Consider the following 20,545-nt stretch of genomic DNA (forward strand, 5'->3'; position numbering starts at 1 on the left):
GTCCGCGAGACGGAGACAGCGCCTGGAACGATGACCACCGTGTTACCGGTGACCGCCCGCCGCCGGCTCCCGCGCCGCGTCTCCGGCGGATCGGACGCCCCGGTCGGCACGCGCTCCCGCTCCTACCGTGCGATGAACGTCATCGTCACGATCATCCTGTCCATCGGCGGCATCGTGATGATCGCTCCGCTGCTGTGGACCTTCAGTACTTCGCTGAAGACCAAAGAGGCCGTGTTCGCCCTTCCGCCGCAGTGGATCCCCGATCCGGTGCAGTGGGAGACCTACATCCGCGTCTGGACGGCCGGCCCGCTCGCCAGTGGCATCTGGAACAGCATTATCGTCTCGGTGAGCGTCACCGTCGTCGGCACGGTGACCTCGGCGGTCGCGGCCTTTGCCTTCGCGAAGATGCGGCTCCCGTTCAAGAACGTCGTGTTCCTGGCGATGCTCTCGGCGATCATGATCCCGTTCCCGACGATCATGATCCCGCAGTTCAAGATGTTCGCGGATGCCGGAATGGTCGACACCCTGTGGCCGCTGATCCTGCCGGGCCTGTTCGGCAACATCGTGATGATCTTCTTCCTTCGGCAGTTCCTCGACTCGGTTCCCGACTCGATCATCGAGGCGGCGAAGCTCGACGGGGCCGGGTACCTGCGGATCTTCTTCACGTTGATCTTCCCGGCGATCCGTCCGGCGATCGCGGCGCAGTTCATCCTCTGGTTCATGGCGATGTGGAACGACTACCTCGCGCCGATCATCTACCTGAACTCGCCCGAGAAGCAGACCCTGCAGCTCGTGATCGCGAGCTTCAACGCCACCTATGCCAGTCAGACCGACTACCCGCTGATCATGGCGGCGTCCTTCATCGCGCTGGTCCCGGTGCTCGTCGTGTTCGTCGTGTTCCAGCGGCAGATCATCGAATCGGTCGCTCTGAGCGGATCGAAGGCCTGAGATGTCGACCATGACGAACGACCCGAGCACCTGGGGCGCGCGCAACGCGCATGACCCGACCGTGGTGCGCGGCGACGACGGGCTCTGGTACATGTTCTCGACGGATGCCGCCGCCGGCGTCTCGGACTTCCCGATCGGTGCGCACATCCGCACCTCGACAGATCTCGTCACCTGGTCGTTCCACGGCACCGCGCTCGGCGAGGTGCCGGCCGCGGCGAAGGAATGGAGCGGTGCCGAAGGGCTGTGGGCTCCCGAGGTGGTGCGCTGGCCGACAGCGGATGGCACGTCGCGCTGGCACATGTACTACTCGGCCTCGACGTTCGGCTCACGCACCTCGGCGATCGGCCTGGCCACGGCGAGCAGCCCGGCCGGTCCCTGGGCCGATCAGGGCATCGTGATAGCGACGCGGCACGACCGCGACGCGTACAACGCGATCGACGCCGCCATCGCATTCGATCGCGCAGGACGTCCGTGGATGATCTACGGATCGTTCTTCGGAGGCATCCATATCGTCGAACTCTCGGCGGAGACGGGGACGCGGCTCCGCGACGAACCCGGTGCGCTCATCGCCCGGCGTCCGGACAGCGTCGACGGGGCGATCGAGGGCGCGTACATCCAGTACCGCCCGGAGGAGGACCGCTTCGTGCTGTTCGTCTCCTACGACTCGCTCGTCGACACCTACAGCGTGCGCGTCGGAGTCGCCGACGAGATCACCGGTCCGTATCGGGATGCGGCGGGGAACGACCTGACCTCGCCGACGGATGAGCGCGCTGCCGCGACCGGTACCAAGGTGCTCGGCGGCCACCGCTTCCCTGGTGGCACCGGGCTCATCGCACCAGGGCACAATTCGATCTTCACCGACGGCGATGCGACGTTCATGGTGCACCACGTGCGGCTGGCCGATGCGCCGACGCAGCACGAGGCGCAGATCCGCCGGGTGCACTGGAACCGCAGCGGCTGGCCCGTAGTGTCGCCGCATCCGTTCGCCGGCGCCGGGACGGAGCGCCTGACCGCGCCTGAGCAGGTCGCAGGGGAGTGGGATGCCGTGCGCTTCGCGCCCGAGGTGTCGGCTCTGGTGGAGGCGCAGCGCGTGACCATCGTGGCGGATGCCGTGTCCGACGGCGAGCCTGTCGCGGTGACGATCCTCGTGGAGGGCGTTTCGTCTCGTCGCTTCGCTCCTCGCTCAACGACCGGGGTCACGCACCCGGTCGTCGAGCGAGCGGAGCAAGACGAAACGCGTGGCGGGGTCGAGCTCGAGGCGGTCGTGTTCGGCGCGTGGGATCCCGTCGCTGGACGATCGGTCCTCGCCTTCAGCGGCATCGACCCGAACGGTGTCGTCTGGAGCGGCTCGAAGGCGGTGACGTCATGACCGCCCCCGCGCTGGGCGGTCTCGGCTGGACTGGCCGCGTGATGCAGGTACTGCAGGTGGTGACCTCCCTGATCGCCGTGAACGTGATGTTCCTGCTCGGCACGCTGCTCGGGCTCGGCATCCTCGGGCTCATGCCGGCTGCGGTCGCGGCATCCGCAGTGCTCCGGCAGGGGGACCTGCTCTCCGGTACCGCGGAAGGCGGCGTGGTCCGCACCTTCTGGATCCGCTACCGGGCGGAGTTCGCCCGTGCCAACCTCGCCGGCATCCCGTTCGGGATCGCCGGCCTGCTGCTCGCCGCCGACGCCGCGCTCCTGCCAACGCTGCAGGGTCCGCTCTCCGCCGCATTGCTCGTGCTCACCGGCGTCGTCGTGATCGGCACCGCGATCATCGCGATCACCGCGGTCGTGCTGCTCTCCCGCTATGACGACCGCCCGGTTCCGGTGCTGCGTTTCGCGCTGCTTCTGCCCCTCGCCTCCCTTCCGATGTCGCTCGGTGTGCTCGTCGTCATCGCGGCGTGGGCGGCGATCGTCGGGGCCTTCCCCGTGCTCCTGCCGCTGCTCGGAGTCGCGATTCCGCTGGCGATCGCGGTCCGGCTCATCGACCGCCGACTCGACCGCATCGACCACGCCGGCTGACCGGCACCCCCACCCGTTTCCCATAGCCCGAGTACCTCGCCGCGCTGCGCGTGCAGCCGGCCTGTCCCAGAGAAGGAAAAACGTGACCAAGGCACGCATCTCCATCGACCGCGAGGCGGTCGTCGCGCCCCTCGACCGACGCATCTTCGGCTCGTTCGTCGAGCACCTCGGCCGCTGCGTCTACGACGGCATCTACGAACCCGGCCACCCCACGGCGAACGAGGACGGCTTCCGCCTCGATGTCGTCGACCTCGTCCGCGAGCTCGGCTCCAGCACCATCCGCTACCCCGGCGGCAACTTCGTCTCCGGCTTCCGCTGGGAGGACTCGGTGGGCCCGCGGGAGCAGCGCCCGGTGCGGCGCGACCTGGCCTGGCACTCGATCGAGACGAACCAGGTCGGCGTCGACGAGTTCTCGCGCTGGCTCGCGCTCACCGGCTCCGAACTGATGATGGCGGTGAACCTGGGCACGCGCGGCATCGAGGCGGCCCTCGACCTGCTCGAGTACTGCAACCACCCCTCCGGCACGGCGCTGAGCGACCAGCGCATTGCCAACGGCACCGTCGAGCCGCACGGCATCAAGATGTGGTGCCTGGGCAACGAGATGGATGGCCCGTGGCAGACCGGCTACATGACGGCCGAGGACTACGGCAAGATCGCCGCCCGCACGGCGCAGGCGATGAAGACCGCGGACAAGACGCTCGAGCTCGTCGTGTGCGGGTCGTCGAGCTCGTCCATGCCGACCTTCGGCGACTGGGAGCGCACCGTGCTCGAGCACGCCTACGAGCACGTGGACTACATCTCCTGCCACGCGTACTACCAGGAGCGCGGCGGTGACCTGGCCTCGTACCTCGCATCGTCTGTCGACATGCAGTACTTCATCGAGACGGTCGTCGCCACGGCCGACCACGTCGGCAACAAGCTGAAGTCGTCGAAGAAGATCAAGCTCTCTTTCGACGAGTGGAACATCTGGTACCTCGACGAGCACCAGGCATCCGATGAGGTCAACGACGAATGGCGCGTCGCGCCGCGTCAGCTCGAGGACGTGTACTGCGTGGCGGACGCCGTGGTGCTCGGCAACCTGCTGATCACCCTGCTGAAGAACCACGACCGCGTGGCATCCGCCTCGCTCGCCCAGCTGGTCAACGTGATCGCGCCGATCATGACCGAACCGGGTGGCGACGCCTGGCGCCAGACCACGTTCTTCCCGTTCTCGGTGACCTCGCGCCTCGCGAAAGGCGAGATCGTGAAGCCGCGGATCGACGTCGGCACGTATGAGACGAAGGTGTACGGCGAGGCACCACTGGTCGACTCGGTGGTCACCACCGACGGCGCGGAGTCGGCGGTGTTCCTGGTGAACCGCAGTCAGACCGAATCCATCGAGGTGCAGATCGCCGTCACCGAGCTCGGCGCGACGTCGATCGACGAGGCCGTGACGATCTGGGACGACGACGTGTACGCCAAGAACACGCTCGAGAACCAGACCTGCGTCGGACTGAAGACGCTCGCGGGCGCCGCGCTCGCCGACGGCGTGCTCACCGTCACGCTGCCGCCGGTGTCATGGTCGGCCATCGCGCTGAGCTGATCCGATGAATCCTCTCTTGCGTCTGGCCGGCGCCGTCGCAGTCGTCGCGGTGGCGGCGGCGCTGGCCGGATGCGGAACCGCGGCCGCGGCCGCGCCCCAACTGTCCGGCGACATCTTCGTGCACGACCCTGCCTACGTGCGCACGGCCGATGGCGAGTACGTGTACTCGACGGGGAACGGGCAGATCGGTGACGGCAACATCCAGATCCGCAGCTCCGATGACGGGGCGAGCTGGGAGTACGTCGGCGAGGTCTGGGCGTCCAAGCCCGATTGGTTGGCGGATGCCGTGCCGGGTGTCGACAACCTCTGGGCTCCTGAGCTCTACGAACACGACGGCGTCTGGTACCTCTATTACTCGGCGTCGACCTTCGGCAGCAGTGATTCGGTGATCGCGCTCGCCACCAACACGACTCTCGACCCGGAGGATCCGTCGTATGAGTGGGTTGATCGAGGCGAGGTGATCTCCTCTGCCGGCGCCGACTTCAATGCGATCGATCCGGGCATCGTCGAGGATGCGGACGGCGTGCCGTGGATGGCATTCGGCTCATTCTTCTCCGGCATCCACATGGTGCAGCTGGAGTGGCCGAGCGGACTGCGTGCATCCGCGGACGATGAGCCGATCCGCATCGCCGATCGCGGACTCGTCGAGAACGCGATCGAGGCGCCGTACATCGTGCCGCACGACGGCTGGTACTACCTCTTCCTCTCCCGGAACTTCTGCTGCAAGGGCGTCGACAGCACGTACGAGATCATCGTCGGGCGATCGAAGTCGGTCACGGGCCCGTATCTGGATGCCGACGGCGGCGAGCTCCTCGACGACGGCGGCACCGTGGTGCTGACGACCGATGGCTCCCGCGTCGGGCCGGGTGGGCAGTCCGTGTTCGAGGACATGCTCGCCTTCCACTTCTACGACGGTGCCGCCGATGGCATCCCGACTCTGGGCCTTCGACCGCTCACCTGGCACGACGGCTGGCCTGAGGTCGCTGACTGAGCTACGCGCGAGTCGCCTCCAGCTCGATCACCGACCAGGAGAGCGCCGGGAGAGTGGCGCGGACGGCACCGTCGACGATCTCGGCTGCGGCGAGCGGGACCATGTGCACGGCATCCGGAGTGGTCTCGAGGTTGGCGGTCAGGCGGTCGCCGCCCTCCGGGATCGTGAGCGTCTCGGCCCCGACGACCCGAAGCCCGCCCATCCCGCGCAGGTCGATCGTCAGGTCGCTCTCCTCGCTCAGCGAGCGGTTCGCGACGAACAGCACGACGCGTCCGGTCGCCTCATCCCAGGTCGCCGCGGCGTCGACCGCGTCGACGCCGCCGTAGCGCTTCGTCTCGATCTGCGGCGCCGACACCGCGAGCCGCAGGATGCGCCCCTTGGCGAGACGCGCCATCCGCTCGAACGGCCAGAAGCTCGTCTGTCGCCAGGCCGGTCCGTTCTCTTCCGAGCGGATGGGCGCGATCACGTTCACCAGCTGCGCCTGGTTCGCGATCTTCACGCGGTCGCCGTGGCGCAGGAGGCTGTTCAGCAGGGTGCCGACGACGACGGCATCGGTCACGTTGTAGGTGTCCTCGATCAGACGCGGATGCTCTCGCCACCCCGCCTTCGCGATCTCGCCTGCCTCGACGTCGTTGTACTTCACCTGGTCCCAGACGTTCCATTCGTCGAACGAGATGTCGACCTGCTTGGTGTGCTTGCCCGCGGCCTTGACCGCATCGACCGTCGCGATGACACCCTCGATGAAGGCATCCATGTCGACCGACTCGGCGAGGAACGACTCGGCGTCGCCGTCGTGCTCCTGGTAGTAGGCGTGCATCGAGACGTAGTCGACCTCGTCGTACGCGTGGGTGAGCACGGTGTGCTCCCAGGTCCCGAAGGTCGGCATCGAACGGGAGGACGAGCCCACCGCCACCAGCTCGATCGACGGGTCGACCAGTTTCATCGCCTTGGCCGACTCCTGGGCCAGTCGCCCGTACTCACCGGCGGTCTTGCCGCCGATCTGCCACGGGCCGTCGAGCTCGTTGCCCAGGCACCACAGCTTGATGTCGAACGGCTGCTCGGCGCCGTTCTTGCGACGCAGGTCCGACCAGTAGGTGCCGCCGGGGTGGTTCGCGTATTCGACGAGCGACCGGGCCTCCTCGACGCCACGAGTGCCGAGGTTGATCGCCTCCATGACCTCGACGTCGGCCTCCTTCGCCCAGTCCATGAACTCGTGCAGGCCGAAGGCGTTGGTCTCGATCGTGTGCCAGGCGCCGTCGATGCGCACAGGGCGGTCCTCGACCGGACCCACGCCGTCCTCCCACCGGTAGCCCGAGACGAAGTTGCCGCCCGGGTAGCGGACGACCGTCGGGCCCATCTCCCGCACCAGCGCGAGCACGTCCGTGCGGAAGCCGCGTTCATCGGCCTGCGGGTGCCCTGGCTCGTAGATGCCGGTGTACACGCAGCGCCCCATGTGCTCGACGAACGATCCGAAGAGTCTCCGGGGGACGTCGGCGATCGTGAAGTCGCGGTCGATAGTGATGCGGGCGCTACTCATTGCTCTCCAATTGAGGGGTTTACTGACCGCCGAAGCCGCTGGTCGCGACGCCCTTGACGATCTGCTTCTGGAAGATGATGAACACGATGATGAGGGGGAGTGCGGCGAGGACCGCCTGCGCCATGACCTGTGCGTACTGGACGCCGTAGGCGCTGATGACGGTCTGCAGTCCCACCGGAAGAGTCATCAGCGTGGTGTCGTTGATGACCAGGAACGGCCAGAGGAAGTTGTTCCACGCGCCGATGAACACGAAGATCGCCACCGATGCCAGGATCGGCCGTGACAGCGGCAGCACGATCGACCAGAAGATCCGGAACCGGCTGGCGCCGTCCACGCGTGCTGCCTCTTCGAGCTCGATCGGGACCGCGTCGAAGAACCGCTTGAGGATGAACACCATCGCCGGCGCCACTACCTGCGGCAGGATCAGGCCCCAGTAGGTGTCGATCATGTTGAAGGTGAGCATCTGGTAGAACAGCGGGATGATCAGCACCTGCGGCGGCACCACGATCGACGCGATGATGACGGCGAACAGCCACTTGCGGCCGGTGAAGTCGAGACGCGAGAACGCGTAGGCCGCCAGGGCCGAGATCGCCAGTGTGATCAGCGTCGCCGCCGCCGACGTCCACAGGCTGTTGAACGCCCAGGTGTAGACGTTCCCCTGCGAGAGGATCGCCGTGAAGGCCTCGATCGTCGGGCCGGAGGCGCCGATCCATCCGGGGTCGCCGGATGCGGCATCCGTCTCCGTCTTGAATGCGGTGGCGACCGCCCAGAGGAAGGGCAGCAGCCAGCCGATCGCGAGCAGCGCGAGCACGGCGAACGCGACGATGCGCAGCGGGCCGAACGGCTTCTGGCCGGGGACGTGCGGGCGACGCCTCGCGCGCGCCTGCGGAGCGACGATCGTCTCGGTCGTGGGTGCGAGAGTGGTGGCAGACATCACAGCTGTTCCTTCCGGCGGCGCGAGACCACGGCCTGCGCGACGCCGACGATGACGATGAGGGCGAAGAAGACGTACGAGATCGCGGCCGAGTAGCCGAATCGGTAGCTGGTGAAACCGGCTTCGTAGATGTACTGGACGATCGAACGGGTGGTGTCGCTCGCGACGCCGCCGAGCATCTGGTACGCCTGGTCGAACAGCTTCAACGAGGCGAGGATCTGCAGGAGCAGGATGAGCACGGTGGCCGGACCGAGCTGCGGCAGCGTGATCGACCAGAACTGACGCCAGGTGCTCGCGCCGTCCAGCGACGCCGCCTCGTACTGCTGCGGCGGGATGTTCTGCATCGCGGCGAGATAGAGCAGGAAGTTGAATCCGACCGTCCACCAGACCGTTGCGATCACGATCGACATCATGTTGGTCTCGGGGTTCTGCAGCCATGCGAGCGGCTCGAGTCCCAAGGCCTCGAGGACGTTGTTCGCCGCGCCGATCTGAGGGTTGAAGATCCACACCCAGATCTGCGAGATGACGGTGGAGGCGAGCAGGTACGGCATGAAGAACGACAGCCGCCACAGCCACTGACCGGGAAGCCCCCGGTCGACGAGCGCGGCCATCAGCAGGGCGATCGCCACCAGCGGGACCGTGGACAGCAGGGTGAACCACACCGTGTTCCCCATCGACCGCCACATCACGGGGTCCGTCAGCGCCTCGGCATAGTTCGCGAAGCCGACGAGCGATCCGCCGGCACCGGTGAGGGACTGGTCGGTGAAGCTGAGGTAGATCCCGTGCACGATCGGCCAGATGAGGAACAGGACGAACGCGACGACGAACGGCGCGAGGAACGCCCAGCTGACCAGCTGCTCGCGGTGCCCGGTGCCCGCCCGACGCGGACGGAGATCGGATGCTCCGCCGGTGACGATCGCACGTGTGGAGGTGGCGGTGTTCGTCATGGCTTCCACGTCCCTTCGGGGTCTGCCGGGTTGGGTTGCGCGAGCAGGGTGTTGACGCGGGCTTCGAAGCGGTCGATCGCGGCTGCCGGGTCGTCGCCGGAGAGCAGCACCCCTTGCACGGCGGCGCCGAACTCGCCCTGGAAGCTCGATCCCGACCCGGTGAACCAGGCCGTCGGGTCGTAGACGACGTGCTCGGCGGCTTCGGCGTAGTGCGCCTGCGGGAGGAGGTCGTCGTATTTCGGCGACTGCGTGACCGGCAGGAACGCGGGAACGTGCCCGGCCTCCGCCCAGCCGAACGAGCCCTTCAGCATGTCGGCGACGAACCGGTACGTGAGATCCCGCTTCGCCGGGTCCGGGTCGGTCTGATTCGGCAGGACGAAGGAGTGCGAGTCGGCGTACACGGCCGGAGTGCCGTACAGCGTGGGGATGACGGTGGCATCGAAGGGCAGCTTCGCGTTCTGCATGGTGCGCAGCTCCCAGACGCCGGTGAAGAGCATCCCGCTCTTGCCGGTCGCGAACTCCGCCACGGCGCTGCCGTAGTCGTTCTGCGCCGCGGCGATCTCGCCGTCGAGCAGGGTCTGCATGAATTGGAGCGATTCGATCGCGGCATCCTTGTCGATGATGGCCTTGCCGCCGATCGGGAGCTCCATCGCCAGCCCGTGCTGCGCGTACAGGCAGTAGAACAGGCGCCACATCTGGGCGCCGTCGCCCAGGTATCCGTAGGAGAGCGCGTGGCCTTCCGTCGTGCCGCTGACCGTTCGGAGCTGGTCGAGGAACTCTTCCGGAGAAGACGTCTTCTTCAGTGCGCCGTCGGTGTCGAGAACGCCGGCCGCATCACAGATATCGGTGTTGAACATCATCACGAACGGGTGGGCGTCGAGGGCGATGCTGTACATGTTCTCGCCGACGAAGCCCTTCTCCCAGATCGGATCCGGGAATTTCGAGCCGTCGATGCCGAGCTCGGCGAGGCGGTCGAGGTCCCACGGGTCGAGCAGGCCGCCGGGTGCCCAGCCGACGGTGCGGGTGGCATGCATGACGGCGACATCGGGAGCCCGACCGCCGGCGCCGGCCATCGCGAGCTTCGTGTAGTACGGGGTGCCCCAGGCGAGTACGGTCGGACGGATGCGGAACGCATCCTGCGCGTCGTTCGCCTGTTGCAGAAGCGTCGACATCGTGACGCCGTCACCGCCGGAGAGCAGGTGCCAGAACTGCAGGGTCTGGGGGCCGGAGCCCAGGGTGGCGCCGGGGGCGCACCCGGCGAGGAGGGCGGTGCCGGCTGTCAGCCCGGCGACGCTCAGGAACTGTCGTCTGGATAGGCCTGCGGGTTCTATCGGGGGCGTCATTCGTCACTCCTTCGTGACTGCGGGCTGGGGGCGCACCCATCATTACATCGTGGTAATCCGAGCGCAAGAGCGCCCCGCTTTCAAAGAGCGCAAACGGCTGCATCCACGGTCCGAATGCAGCCGTTTGCGCTCTTTGAAGCGGGGTGCGGGTTCAGGGATGGTGGCCGGCAGGGGGCCCGGCGGTGCTGGCGCGCTCGATGAGCCGGTGAGAGAGGGTCAGGCCTCGCGGCGCGGCGCTGCGGTCATCCATCCGCGATTCGAGGAGGCCCAGCGCGGCCTCGGCGAGCTCGCGGCGGTCGAACGCGATCGTGGTGAGCGATGGCGAGGTGAACTCCGAGAACTCCACATCGTCGAACCCGGTCACGATCACATCTTCGGGAACGCGGATGCCGTGCTCATGCAGGGCATGCAGCACGCCGAGTGCGAGAGAGTCGGTGAGCGCGATGATCGCATCGAAATCGACGCCGCGCGAGAGCAGGATCCGCGCTGCTTCGGCGCCACTGGACATCGACCACGGCAGGAGATTGACCTCCAGAGCGGGATCGGCCGCGAGGCCGGCGGTGCGCAGCGCATCGTGGACGCCTTCGAGTCTCAGTCGGCTCGTCGCGGTCGCGACCGATCGGTCTTCATCGGCGCCGATCACGGCGATGCGGCGGGCGCCACGCGACAGCACGTGGCGCGTCGCGTCGGCGGCCGCGAGGCGGCTGTCGATGCGCACATGATCGGCCCTGTTCTGCTCGACCTCGCCGATCACCACGAGCGGCGGCAGTCGGTCGGCGTACTTGACGACGCTGTCCTCGAGGCGGACCGGATTCAGGATCATGCCGTCGATGAGCTGGGCGCGGGCGCGGGACAGCAGCTCCTTCTCGCGCTCCGGCTCCGACGCCGTCTCCTCGATCAGCACCGCCAGCCCGCGTTCATGGGCGGCTTCGACGATGCGGTGCACGAGCTCCGCCGAATACGCGGTGGCAAGGTCAGGGAGCGCGAGGGCGATGATCCCTGATCGCCCCTTGCGCAGTCCTCGGGCGCTCAGATTCGGGACGAAGTCGAGCTCCGCCATTGCCGCCTCGACGCGGGCCTTGGTCTCGTCGCGGACGGCCACAGTGCCGGTGACGACATTGGAGACGGTCTTCGGCGAGACGCCGGCGAGGGCAGCGACGTCCTTCATCGTGGCCCGCGGCGGCGGCATCGCTGTCATCCGGTCAGCCTAACGGGGAGCCTGGGCGATCGCGGAGTACAACGATGTAGTTCGATCGCTATCCTGACACGATGAGCATTGAGCGCAACTGGGCGGGCAACCTCGAGTATCGAGCCGCTGGAGTGTCACACCCGGAGTCGGTCGATGAGCTGCGCGCGCTGATCGCGACCGGTGGCCAGACCCGGATTCTCGGCACGCGTCACTGCTTCAACGACATCGCTGACACGGCGGGCGCGCTGATCGCGCTGGATCGGATGCCGGCGACGTACGAGGTCGGCGCAGCACGGGACTCGGTCCGGGTCGCGGGTGCGCTCCGTTACGGCGACATCGCATCACGACTCGAAGACGAGGGGCTCGCGCTGGCGAACCTCGCCTCGTTGCCGCACATCTCGGTCGCCGGTGCGGTCGCCACCGGTACCCACGGATCCGGTGACGGGATCGGCGCGCTGTCCACTGCCGTGCGCGGCCTCAGCATCATGACCGCATCCGGCGATATCCGCACGCTCGCGCGCGGCGATGAGGGTTTCGACGGGGCGGTCGTGAGCCTCGGCGCTCTCGGCGCGGTGCTCGAGGTCACGCTCGACGTCGAGCCGACCTACCAGATCGCTCAGCACGTCTTCGAGCATCCCTCATGGGACGCGATCCTCGCCGACCTGGGCGCGGTCACCGGCGCCGGAACCAGCGTCAGCATCTTCTCGACGTGGCAGCAGACGGACGTCGCCGACCAGATCTGGATCAAGCAGCGGGTCGCGGCCACCCGGGCGGATGCTCGAGCCGGGCAGTCGCAGCGCGACGACCTCGCCGCTCGTCTCGGCGCGGCGGCCGCCGAGGGCAAGCGGCACCCGATCCTCGGCGTCGATCCGGAGGCGTGCACCGAGCAGGGCGGCGTCGCCGGTGCCTGGTTCCAGCGGCTGCCGCACTTCAAGCTCGAGTTCACGCCCTCCGCCGGAGCAGAGATTCAGAGCGAGTACCTGGTGCCGCGGACCGACGCCGTCGCGGCGATCGAGGCGGTCCGCTCGCTCGCCGACCGGATCGCGCCGCTGCTGCTGGTGAACGAGATCCGCACGGTCAAGGCGGACGAACTCTGGCTGAGCTCCTCCTCCGGAACGGATGCCGTGGGCCTGCACTTCACGTGGAAGCCCGATGAGGCCGCCGTCCGGGAGTTCCTCCCGACCCTCGAGGCGGCGCTGCCGGCATCCGCTCGCCCGCACTGGGGAAAGGTGTTCACCCTCGACGGCGCCGCGGTGCGTGCCCGCTACCCGCGCTGGGACGACTTCGCCGCGCTCGCCGCGTCGTGCGACCCCGAGCGTCGGTTCGTGAACGAGTACCTGGAGCGCCTCGGTCTCTGAGTCCGGGGCCCCGGACGGACGACGACCCGCCTCGGGTCAGGCGAGCCCGTCCGCAGCAGCGCCCCAGGCGACCAGGGCCTGGCGGACATCGTCGCGCGGCTCGTCGGAGACCGCCTGCGCATACGCCTGCTCCAGAACCTCGGCGATCGCGACGCGCGTCCCCGACTCGGCGGAGCGGACGGCGGCCTCCACCATCGCGAGGCTCAGAACGTTCGCGTGCACCTCTCCCGACGGTACGCGGCCGTCGCGTAGGGCGCCGACGAACTCCACGAGGGACCCGGCGATCTCCGCGGGCACGGTGGCCATCGCCGTCGGCGTCTCGATCGCCGCTGGCACGCCGTTCTGCGGGGCGAGCTGGCGCTGCGGCGCCGTATCGCCGTCCCAGGCGGCCGAACCGTGCTCACCGTTGACCCGCCACATGCCGTTCCACGACGTCTCCAGTCCGTCGGCGCACCAGCTGCCGGTGTACGTGTAGCGCACGCCTCCCTCGAACTCGAAGACCGCGGTGGCCGCGGCGTCGGCCGCGTACCAGCTCCACGGCGGGTTGAACTCCTCGCAGTAGACCGAGACCGGGTCGCTGCCGAGGAGGAAGCGCGCGGCGTCGAAGGCGTGGATGGCCATGTCGACGAGCAGCACGTGCGGCATCTCGTCGCGGAAACCACCGAAATGCGGCGCCTTGAAGAACTCGGTCGTCGCGGATCCGAGCCTTCCCAGGGACGCGATCTGCTCACGGAACGCGGCGATCGAGGCGTAGTACCGCCGTGACTGGCTGGTCATGAGCAGTTGTCCACTGGCCTCGGCCGTCGCCGCGAGCGAGAGCGCCTGCGCGACCGTCGGCGCGATCGGCTTCTCGCAGAGCACCGGCAGTCCGGCGAACAGCGCCTCCGTGTTCACCGGGTGGTGGGCCACGGGAACGGTCACGTTCACGACGGCGTCGGCACCGGTCGCCCTGGCGACCTCCGAGACGCTGGTCCCGACGAGCACGCCGCCCTCGCCCGGCTGCAGCCCGGCGTCAGAGACGGCTGTTTCGGCGAGCGCGGTATCGAGGTCGACGACGCCGACGAGCTCGGTGGCCGGATTCGCGAGGATGGTCCCCAACCACGCGCGGCCCATTCCTCCGGCCCCGACGAGCACGATTCGGACGGGAGCTGCCGAGTCCGCGAGCGTGGCGAAGTCTCCGTTCAGCGGTGCACTCATCGGACGAGGGCTCCCTGGTAACCGCGGCCGTTGTAGAAGTCTTCGGTCTCATAGCGCAGCAACACGGGCACGGCCCGCTCCGGGCGCAGGGTCACGGCCCAGCGGACGCCGTTCGCGAGCACGCGGCGCACGTGCTCGTGGTGGTAGACGGGGTAGTCCTGATCGCCGGGCGAGAAGAAGAAGATCTTCCCGAAGCCGCGCTTGTAGGTCATGCCGGAGCGGAAGACCTCACCGCCGGTGAAGGTCGAGAGGAAGATCAGTTCGTCCGGCGCCGGGACGTCGAAGAACTCGCCGTACATCTCCTGCGCGGGGATGATGAACGGGTGCGGGATGCCCTGTGCGATCGGGTGGGTGGGATCGACCGTCCAGACAATCTCACGGTCTTCTTCGGAACGCCACCGCAGCGTGCAGCTGGTGCCCATGAGCGTGCCGAAGATCTTCGACCAGTGGCCCGAGTGCAGGACGAGCAGGCCCATGCCGGCGAGCACATGCTGATGCACGCGCTCGACGACCTCGTCGGAGACCTCGTGGTGCGCGGCATGCCCCCACCAGACGAGCACGTCGGTCGCGGCGAGGACCTCCTCGGTCAGGCCGTGTTCCGGCTCGTCGAGGGTCGTCGTGGTGACGATCGCCTCGGCGCCGAGATACTCCTCGATGCCCTCCTTGATCGTGGTGTGCATGCCGTCCGGATAGATCGCACGGACCTTCTCCTCCAGCTGCTCGTGGCGGTTCTCGCCCCAGACGAGGACCCGGATGGGGGTGGCTCGGGTGTCGGACATGGTCGTGCTCCTTCGGGGATGTGTCGGGTGGTCTGGTGTGTTCGAGGTCATTTCACGGCACCGCCGGTGGCGCCGGCCGCGATGAACCGTTGGGCGATGACGAGCAGCAGGATGGCGGGCAGTGATGACAGCACGGCGGTCGCCATGACGGCGCTCCAGTTCGAGACCTGCGAGCCGAGGTACTGGTAGATGCCGAGCGTCACCGGTCGCACGTCCTCGGTGGTGGTGAGGGTGAGGGCGAAGAGGAAGTCGCTCCACGAGAACAGGAAGGCGAACAGGCCGGCCGTGATCAGCGCGTTGCGGCTCACCGGTACGACGATCGAGACGAACGCGCGGACCAGGCCGGCTCCGTCCACTCGTGCGGCCTCGACGATGGATGGCGGGATGGTCTGCATCGACGCCCGCAGGATGAGGATCGCGAAGGGGATCGCGTGCGAGGCGTCGGCGAGGATGAGCCCGGGGATGGAGTTCAGCATGCCGAGATCGTTGTAGGCCGAGTAGAGGGCGTTCGCGATCACGATGCCAGGGATCATCTGTGCGATCAGGATGACGAGCAGAGCGATGCTGATCCACCGGAAGCGGAACTGCGCGAGTGCATAGGCGGCCGGGGCGGCGATCGCGAGGGTCAGCACGACGGTCCCGAGGGAGATCGCGAGGCTCGTGAGGAGGTGGCCGCCCTGGTCGGCGAACGCCTTCTCGTAGCCGGCGAAGCTGGGGTTGACGGGGAAGAAGTCGCCCGTGAGCGTGTTCCCCGACGGTTGCAGCGAGGCGTTCACCATCCAGTAGACGGGGAAGAGCATGATCGCGAGGATCACGATGCCGATGAACGTGTAGCCCAGGTGCCGCCGCGGGCCGGGTCGCCTGCGTGCGCCGGCCGGATCGAACGGCCGACGCCGCTGGGCCCCGCCGGTGACGATGCTGGTCGTGGTCATGGTCGGTCCTTACTCGTCGACGGCGCGGCGGTTGGCGCGCAGGTACACGATGGCGAAGAGCAGCGAGATGACGATCAGGATGTTGCTGAACGCCGCCCCGACACCGAACTCGAAGTTCACGAACGACTCCTGGTAGCTCCGGACCGCGAGGGTCTGGGTCGCGTTCGCCGGCCCGCCGTTCGTGAGCCCGAGGATGATGTCGAGCACCTTGATCGTGTACACGACGCCGAGGACGAGGACCACGCTCACGACGGGCCGGAGGTTCGGCCAGGTGATGTGGCGGAACGCCTTCCAGCCGGTGGCACCGTCGAGTGCGCCCGCCTCGTACAGTTCGTCGGGGATGTCCTGCAGTCCGCCGTAGAGGATGGTGACGTTGAACGGGATGCCGATCCAGATGTTCACGAGCACCACGGCGAGCAGCGCGACCGACGGACTGGTCAGCCACGGGACTCCGGAGAGGCCGATCGACTCCAGTGCGGCATTGAGGACGCCGCTGTCCTGATCGAGGATCGAGCGCCAGGTCGCGCTCGAGACGATCAACGGCAGCAGCCAGGGGAGCAGCAGCATCGCCCGCAGGAACGAGCTCAGCGGGAAACGCCTCTTGAAGAACACGGCGAGGGCGAGCCCGATGAGGAACTGCCCGGCGATCGAACCGATCGTGAACAGTGCCGTGTTCAGCAGGGCCGGCGTGAACAGCTGCGAACCGAACACGGTCGCGTAGTTCGCGAACCCGACCCAGGGCGCCTCGCCGGTGAAGAAGGTCTTCGTCGTGTACTCCTGCAGGCTCATCGTGATGTTCTTGACCACGGGGTAGCCGAAGAACAGGACGATGTAGAGCGCCGCGGGCAGGACGAAGCCGAGTTTCACGAGCTCCTCGCGCCGGAAGCGGCGGGAGTGCGTCCGGCCGCTTCCGGCGATGCTGCTGCTCACCAGGATCAGCCCGCCGCTGCCTGCTCGAACGCCTCGGAGGGCGTCGCCTGCCCGGTGAGGGCGAGCTGGATGGCGGTGTAGATCTCGGTGGCGGCTTCCGGCCAGTCCTCGCCGAGCTCGCCGGTGCGTGAACGGGCGTTCGCGACCTGCTCGGTGAAGGCTGCCATCTCCGGCACCTTCGCCACGTACTGCTCCGCCAGGGCGGTCTTCGTCGGGACGGTGAAGCGGGCCTCGGCGAGTGCGAGCTGGTTCTCGTCGTTCGAGATGCACTCGACGAACTCGGCCGCCTTTGCCTGCTTGGCGTCATCGCCTGTCACCGGGACGGTCCACACCTCGCCGCCGAGGGGTGCGACCGGTGTCTGGCCGGCCTGGTTGACCGGCACCTGGACGCTGCCGTAGTTCAGGTCGGCGTCTGCGCTGAGCGCCGGGATCTGCCACGGTCCGTTGATCATCATCGCGGCCTTGCCGGCCATGAACTGGTCGTTGACGTCGGCCTGGGACCAGTTGATGACGCTCTTCGAGGCGGAGCCGGACTCGACGAGGTCGACCTGCAACTGGAGGGCCTCGGCGACCGCGGGTGACGTGAGATCCGTCTCATCGCCGCCGTTGGTCCACATGAACGGAAGGAACTGCCAGCTGCCCTCATAGGTGGCGATCGAGCTGAACGCCAGACCGTACGTGTCGCCCTCGGTGAGCGCGGCCGCTGCGGTCTTGAGCTCGGCCCAGGTGGTCGGCGGGGTGATGCCCTTGGCGGCGAGAAGATCCTCGTTGTAGAACAGGCCGATGGTGTTCACGGTCGGGGCGAGTCCGTAGACCTCGCCCTCGTAGCTGGCGGCGTCGAGGATGCCTTGCGCGAACCCCGATGTGTCGACGTCGTAGTCGCTGAGCGGAGACAGGCCGCCGGTCGCGGCGATCTCCTGGACATCGGGATTGTCGAGCATGAGGACGTCCGGCAGCGTCTTGGACGATGACTGCTGTAGGACCTTCTGGATGAGGTCCTTGCCGGGGACGGTCTCGCGTTTGATCGTGACGCCGATCTCGTCGGCGCAGCGGTCGAGCGCGTCGCCGACCAGAGTCTTGTCGGGCTCGTTGTTGTAGTAATCGAGGATGGTGAGGGTGTCCGGGTCGCCGCCGGATGCCGCGCCGCCGCCGCCACAGGCGGTCAGGGCGAGCGGGGCGATCGCGAGGATCGCGAGCGAACCCATGACGCGCGGCCTGCGGAGCGGCCGGCGGGGGTTCGATGTGCTGGTGGATCTCATATCGTGGCTCCTTTGCCTGGTGAGGGTGCGTGCGGCGTCGGTGGTGCGGGTCGTTCTGTCAGTGGGGGATCTCGGTCCACGCGGCGTCGGCCGCTGCGCTCGCCGCGACGGCGGTGAGGATGCGCTGCACGATGAGACCGTCGGCGAATCCGGGTGCCGGCGCGCGGCCGGCGGCGAGGTCGCGGGCGAAGTCGGCGACCTCGTGCACGAAGGTGTGCTCGTAGCCGAGGCCGTGGCCGGCGGGCCACCACGCTGCTGCGTAGGGATGCCCCGGCTCGGTCACGAGGATGCGGCGGAACCCCGCCTCCTCTGCCGGGAGCGTGTGGTCGTGGAACTGGAGCTCGTTCATCCGCTCGAAATCGAAGGAGATCGAACCGAGTGATCCGTCGACCTCAAGGCGCATGGCGTTCTTGCGTCCCGAGGCGAAGCGGGTCGCCTCGAAGGATGCGAGTGCGCCGCCGTCGGTGCGGCCGATGAAGACGACCGCGTCATCGACGGTGACACGTCCCATCGCCCGGTCGTCGCCCGACCCGCTGTCTGCGGAGGCGCTCAGACCGCTGGAGGCGGTCGGAAGCGGGCGCTCCGTCACGAAGGTGGACGACAGGGCGCTCACGCCGGTGAGCTCGTGCCCGGTCACGAATCGGGCGAGATCGATGATGTGCGCGCCGATGTCGCCCAGCGCCCCGGAGCCCGCCTGCTCGGCATCGAGTCGCCACACGAGGGGGAACTCGGGGTCGACGATCCAGTCCTGCAGGTACTGCGCACGGATGTGGCGGATGGTGCCGAGCCGCCCATCCTCGATCAAGCGCTTGGCGTAGGCGAGCGCGGGAGTGCGGCGGTAGCTGAAGCCGACCATCGCCTGCACGCCTTTCACTGCGGCGCGCTCGGCTGCGGCCGCCATCCGTTCGGCCTCCTCGACGGAGTTGGCCAGCGGCTTCTCGCAGAGCACGTGGATGCCGGCGTCGAGGGCGGCGATCGCGATCTCCGCGTGCAGATGCCCGGGGGTGCAGATGTCGATCACATCGATGTCGCCGCGGGTCAGCAGCGCGCGCCAGTCGGTCTCCACGTCGGCGATGCCGAACTTGTCGGCGAAGGCGCGAGCAGCGCCGGCGTCGCGGCCGCTGACGGCGACGAGCTCGACGCCGTCAGCGAGATCGAAGAAGCGGGGAGCGGTGGTCCAAGCCTGCGCGTGGATGGTGCCCATGAAGCTGTAACCGATGATCGCGACGCGGAGTGCGTGACCGGGACGAGGGTCGGTGTCGGGCCCGGTGGGTGTCATCGCGGCTCCTTCGCCGGTCGAGGTCGTGGTACCCGTCACCGAATAGTTAACCGGTTTACTGGGCGCTTCGGAGACCAGCTTGCCTCGGGGGCTCAGCCAAAGTCAAGAGAAATTTAACCGGTTTACTGCATCGGGATCCGTGAGAGACTGACCGAGGATCGACAGTGGGGAAACGAGGATTCATGGCAACGATGCGTGACGTCGCGCGGCTCGCCGGTGTCTCCGTCGCCACTGTCTCATTCGTCGTGAATGACTCCAAGCCGGTTGCTCCGGGCACCAGGCTTCGCGTCGAGGCGGCGATGGCCGAACTCGATTTCCGTCGCAACGCCGTGGCGCGGGCGCTCGCCAGCCGCCGCACGCGCATCATCGCGCTGCTGTTCCCCGTCCTGCAGCACCGTCTCTCGGACACCGCCGCCCGATTCTTCACCGGAGCCGCCGAGGCTGCGTCCGAGCTCGGGTACACGGTCGTCCTCTGGCCGGTGGCGAACGACTCCGACTCCCTGCGCGAGCTCACATCGGACGGGCTCGTCGACGGCGTCATCCTCATGGAGGTGCAGCTCGACGACCACCGGATCGATCAGCTGCTCGCCGCGAAGACCCCGTTGACCCTCATCGGCCGCAACCGCGATCCGTCCGGCCTCGACTACGTGGACGTCGACTTCGAGGGCATGGTCGAGCAGTCGATCGACCGCCTGCAATCGCTCGGGCACCGGGACTTCGTCCTGCTCGAGGAGTCCGAGAGTCCGGGTCTCGAAGGGTATGGCCCGGCCGTCCGCGTGGACGAGACGTTCCATGCCGTCTGCGCGGCGCGCGGTTTGCGCGGGCGGACGCTCCGGTGCACGGCGACTCCGGCCGCCGGGCGCGCATTCGCATCGACACTGATCGCTGAGGCGCCCGAGGCGACGGCGATGCTCGTCCTCAACGAACACGCCGCAGTCGGTCTGGTGAGCGGGCTCGGCAGGCTGGGCGTATCCGTCCCTCGCGACCTGTCGGTCGTCCTCATAGGGTCGACGATCGAGATCTCCGCCATGGCGGATCCCGAACTGGCTGTCGTGGTCTCGCCGGCCGCAGAACTCGGTCGGCTGGGTGTCGAGACGCTCGTCGGTCGGCTCGACGGCACGCTGGGCGCCCTCCGCCACGAACTCCTGATGGGGGAGTTCCACGAGGGCGAGTCCCTTGCTCCTGCCCCGGTCCTCTGAAGCGACGTGAGTGATTTGCGCATACGGGGGGCACGGCCCGAGGAGCATAGAGAGATCTCCGCGTTGGCGTTGCGTTCGAAGGGCCACTGGGGATACTCAGCCGAGTTTCTTGAAGCGTGCCGAGCTGAGCTGACGTT

At 67.9% G+C, this 20,545-nt stretch carries 18 protein-coding genes; 7 read left to right on the forward strand and 11 right to left on the reverse strand.

The window, feature by feature from the left end:
• The first annotated feature begins 30 nt into the window (after positions 1 to 30).
• From LTA6_RS08285 to LTA6_RS08305, 5 genes are all read left to right on the forward strand, one after another.
• Complete coding sequence (locus LTA6_RS08285; protein WP_341977349.1) at positions 31 to 948, forward strand: carbohydrate ABC transporter permease; 918 nt, start codon at positions 31 to 33, stop codon at positions 946 to 948.
• A 10-nt stretch (positions 949 to 958) separates the two neighbouring features.
• Positions 959 to 2,317: an arabinan endo-1,5-alpha-L-arabinosidase gene (locus tag LTA6_RS08290; RefSeq protein ID WP_407359146.1), complete on the forward strand. Its 1,359-nt coding sequence runs from the start codon at positions 959 to 961 to the stop codon at positions 2,315 to 2,317.
• Positions 2,314 to 2,952 carry a DUF624 domain-containing protein gene (locus tag LTA6_RS08295; RefSeq protein ID WP_407359147.1) on the forward strand — a complete coding sequence of 213 codons (639 nt, stop codon included), beginning with the start codon at positions 2,314 to 2,316 and terminating at the stop codon, positions 2,950 to 2,952. The genes LTA6_RS08290 and LTA6_RS08295 overlap by 4 nt, the downstream gene beginning before the upstream one ends.
• Before the next feature lie 82 nt (positions 2,953 to 3,034).
• The gene (locus tag LTA6_RS08300) at positions 3,035 to 4,534 is read left to right on the forward strand and encodes an alpha-N-arabinofuranosidase (protein WP_407359148.1); all 1,500 of its coding nucleotides are present in this window, start codon (positions 3,035 to 3,037) and stop codon (positions 4,532 to 4,534) included.
• A 4-nt stretch (positions 4,535 to 4,538) separates the two neighbouring features.
• Positions 4,539 to 5,525: an arabinan endo-1,5-alpha-L-arabinosidase gene (locus tag LTA6_RS08305; RefSeq protein WP_407359149.1), complete on the forward strand. Its 987-nt coding sequence runs from the start codon at positions 4,539 to 4,541 to the stop codon at positions 5,523 to 5,525.
• Between the two features lies 1 nt (position 5,526).
• Here the strand turns inward: LTA6_RS08305 and LTA6_RS08310 are convergent, their stop codons facing one another.
• The 5 genes from LTA6_RS08310 to LTA6_RS08330 form a co-directional block, all read right to left on the reverse strand.
• On the reverse strand, positions 5,527 to 7,062 hold the full coding sequence (locus LTA6_RS08310) for an alpha-N-arabinofuranosidase (protein ID WP_407359150.1): 1,536 nt from the start codon (positions 7,060 to 7,062) through the stop codon (positions 5,527 to 5,529).
• Positions 7,063 to 7,081: 19 nt separating this feature from the next.
• Positions 7,082 to 7,996 (reverse strand): carbohydrate ABC transporter permease, encoded by a 915-nt coding sequence (locus LTA6_RS08315; protein WP_407359151.1) that lies wholly within the window; start codon positions 7,994 to 7,996, stop codon positions 7,082 to 7,084.
• The gene (locus LTA6_RS08320; protein ID WP_407359152.1) at positions 7,996 to 8,943 is read right to left on the reverse strand and encodes a carbohydrate ABC transporter permease; all 948 of its coding nucleotides are present in this window, start codon (positions 8,941 to 8,943) and stop codon (positions 7,996 to 7,998) included. Before LTA6_RS08320 ends, LTA6_RS08315 begins: the two co-directional genes overlap by 1 nt.
• Positions 8,940 to 10,286, reverse strand: coding sequence for an extracellular solute-binding protein (locus LTA6_RS08325; RefSeq protein WP_407359153.1), 1,347 nt, complete (start codon positions 10,284 to 10,286; stop codon positions 8,940 to 8,942). Before LTA6_RS08325 ends, LTA6_RS08320 begins: the two co-directional genes overlap by 4 nt.
• Positions 10,287 to 10,437: 151 nt before the next feature.
• Entirely contained in the window at positions 10,438 to 11,484 is a 1,047-nt protein-coding gene (locus LTA6_RS08330) for a LacI family DNA-binding transcriptional regulator (protein ID WP_341977365.1), read from the reverse strand.
• A gap of 71 nt (positions 11,485 to 11,555) precedes the next feature.
• Between LTA6_RS08330 and LTA6_RS08335 the strand changes: the two genes are divergently transcribed.
• Positions 11,556 to 12,833, forward strand: a complete 1,278-nt coding sequence (locus LTA6_RS08335; protein WP_341977367.1) for a D-arabinono-1,4-lactone oxidase — start codon at positions 11,556 to 11,558, stop codon at positions 12,831 to 12,833.
• Between the two features lie 36 nt (positions 12,834 to 12,869).
• On the opposite strand, the gene LTA6_RS08340 is transcribed toward LTA6_RS08335, so the two are convergent.
• From LTA6_RS08340 to LTA6_RS08365, 6 genes are read right to left on the reverse strand one after another with little or no spacing between them, the layout of a single operon-like run.
• Complete coding sequence (locus tag LTA6_RS08340) at positions 12,870 to 14,030, reverse strand: Gfo/Idh/MocA family protein (RefSeq protein WP_407359154.1); 1,161 nt, start codon at positions 14,028 to 14,030, stop codon at positions 12,870 to 12,872.
• Entirely contained in the window at positions 14,027 to 14,809 is a 783-nt protein-coding gene (locus LTA6_RS08345) for a ThuA domain-containing protein (protein ID WP_341977371.1), read from the reverse strand. Before LTA6_RS08345 ends, LTA6_RS08340 begins: the two co-directional genes overlap by 4 nt.
• Before the next feature lie 47 nt (positions 14,810 to 14,856).
• On the reverse strand, positions 14,857 to 15,741 hold the full coding sequence (locus LTA6_RS08350; protein WP_341977373.1) for a carbohydrate ABC transporter permease: 885 nt from the start codon (positions 15,739 to 15,741) through the stop codon (positions 14,857 to 14,859).
• Positions 15,742 to 15,750: 9 nt separating this feature from the next.
• Positions 15,751 to 16,671, reverse strand: a complete 921-nt coding sequence (locus tag LTA6_RS08355; protein ID WP_407359155.1) for a carbohydrate ABC transporter permease — start codon at positions 16,669 to 16,671, stop codon at positions 15,751 to 15,753.
• A gap of 5 nt (positions 16,672 to 16,676) precedes the next feature.
• Positions 16,677 to 17,930, reverse strand: coding sequence for an ABC transporter substrate-binding protein (locus tag LTA6_RS08360; protein WP_341977375.1), 1,254 nt, complete (start codon positions 17,928 to 17,930; stop codon positions 16,677 to 16,679).
• Between the two features lie 58 nt (positions 17,931 to 17,988).
• A complete protein-coding gene (locus tag LTA6_RS08365; protein ID WP_341977376.1) occupies positions 17,989 to 19,209 on the reverse strand; it encodes a Gfo/Idh/MocA family oxidoreductase in 1,221 nt (406 codons plus the stop codon).
• Positions 19,210 to 19,391: 182 nt separating this feature from the next.
• On the opposite strand from LTA6_RS08365, the gene LTA6_RS08370 reads away from it, so the two are divergent.
• Complete coding sequence (locus tag LTA6_RS08370; protein ID WP_407359156.1) at positions 19,392 to 20,408, forward strand: LacI family DNA-binding transcriptional regulator; 1,017 nt, start codon at positions 19,392 to 19,394, stop codon at positions 20,406 to 20,408.
• Positions 20,409 to 20,545: the final 137 nt, after the last annotated feature.

Source organism: Microbacterium sp. LTA6 (assembly GCF_045690355.1).
Taxonomy (GTDB): domain Bacteria; phylum Actinomycetota; class Actinomycetes; order Actinomycetales; family Microbacteriaceae; genus Microbacterium.

Bases quoted from the DNA above. Each gene is read 5' to 3' on its own strand.
- LTA6_RS08285 (WP_341977349.1), top strand. From the start codon at position 31: ATGACCACCGTGTTACCGGTGACCGCCCGCCGCCGGCTCCCGCGCCGC.
- LTA6_RS08290 (WP_407359146.1), top strand. From the start codon at position 959: ATGACGAACGACCCGAGCACCTGGGGCGCGCGCAACGCGCATGACCCG.
- LTA6_RS08295 (WP_407359147.1), top strand. From the start codon at position 2,314: ATGACCGCCCCCGCGCTGGGCGGTCTCGGCTGGACTGGCCGCGTGATG.
- LTA6_RS08305 (WP_407359149.1), top strand. From the start codon at position 4,539: ATGAATCCTCTCTTGCGTCTGGCCGGCGCCGTCGCAGTCGTCGCGGTG.
- LTA6_RS08310 (WP_407359150.1), bottom strand. From the start codon at position 7,062: ATGAGTAGCGCCCGCATCACTATCGACCGCGACTTCACGATCGCCGAC.
- LTA6_RS08315 (WP_407359151.1), bottom strand. From the start codon at position 7,996: ATGTCTGCCACCACTCTCGCACCCACGACCGAGACGATCGTCGCTCCG.
- LTA6_RS08320 (WP_407359152.1), bottom strand. From the start codon at position 8,943: ATGACGAACACCGCCACCTCCACACGTGCGATCGTCACCGGCGGAGCA.
- LTA6_RS08325 (WP_407359153.1), bottom strand. From the start codon at position 10,286: ATGACGCCCCCGATAGAACCCGCAGGCCTATCCAGACGACAGTTCCTG.
- LTA6_RS08330 (WP_341977365.1), bottom strand. From the start codon at position 11,484: ATGACAGCGATGCCGCCGCCGCGGGCCACGATGAAGGACGTCGCTGCC.
- LTA6_RS08335 (WP_341977367.1), top strand. From the start codon at position 11,556: ATGAGCATTGAGCGCAACTGGGCGGGCAACCTCGAGTATCGAGCCGCT.
- LTA6_RS08340 (WP_407359154.1), bottom strand. From the start codon at position 14,030: ATGAGTGCACCGCTGAACGGAGACTTCGCCACGCTCGCGGACTCGGCA.
- LTA6_RS08345 (WP_341977371.1), bottom strand. From the start codon at position 14,809: ATGTCCGACACCCGAGCCACCCCCATCCGGGTCCTCGTCTGGGGCGAG.
- LTA6_RS08350 (WP_341977373.1), bottom strand. From the start codon at position 15,741: ATGACCACGACCAGCATCGTCACCGGCGGGGCCCAGCGGCGTCGGCCG.
- LTA6_RS08360 (WP_341977375.1), bottom strand. From the start codon at position 17,930: ATGAGATCCACCAGCACATCGAACCCCCGCCGGCCGCTCCGCAGGCCG.
- LTA6_RS08365 (WP_341977376.1), bottom strand. From the start codon at position 19,209: ATGACACCCACCGGGCCCGACACCGACCCTCGTCCCGGTCACGCACTC.
- LTA6_RS08370 (WP_407359156.1), top strand. From the start codon at position 19,392: ATGGCAACGATGCGTGACGTCGCGCGGCTCGCCGGTGTCTCCGTCGCC.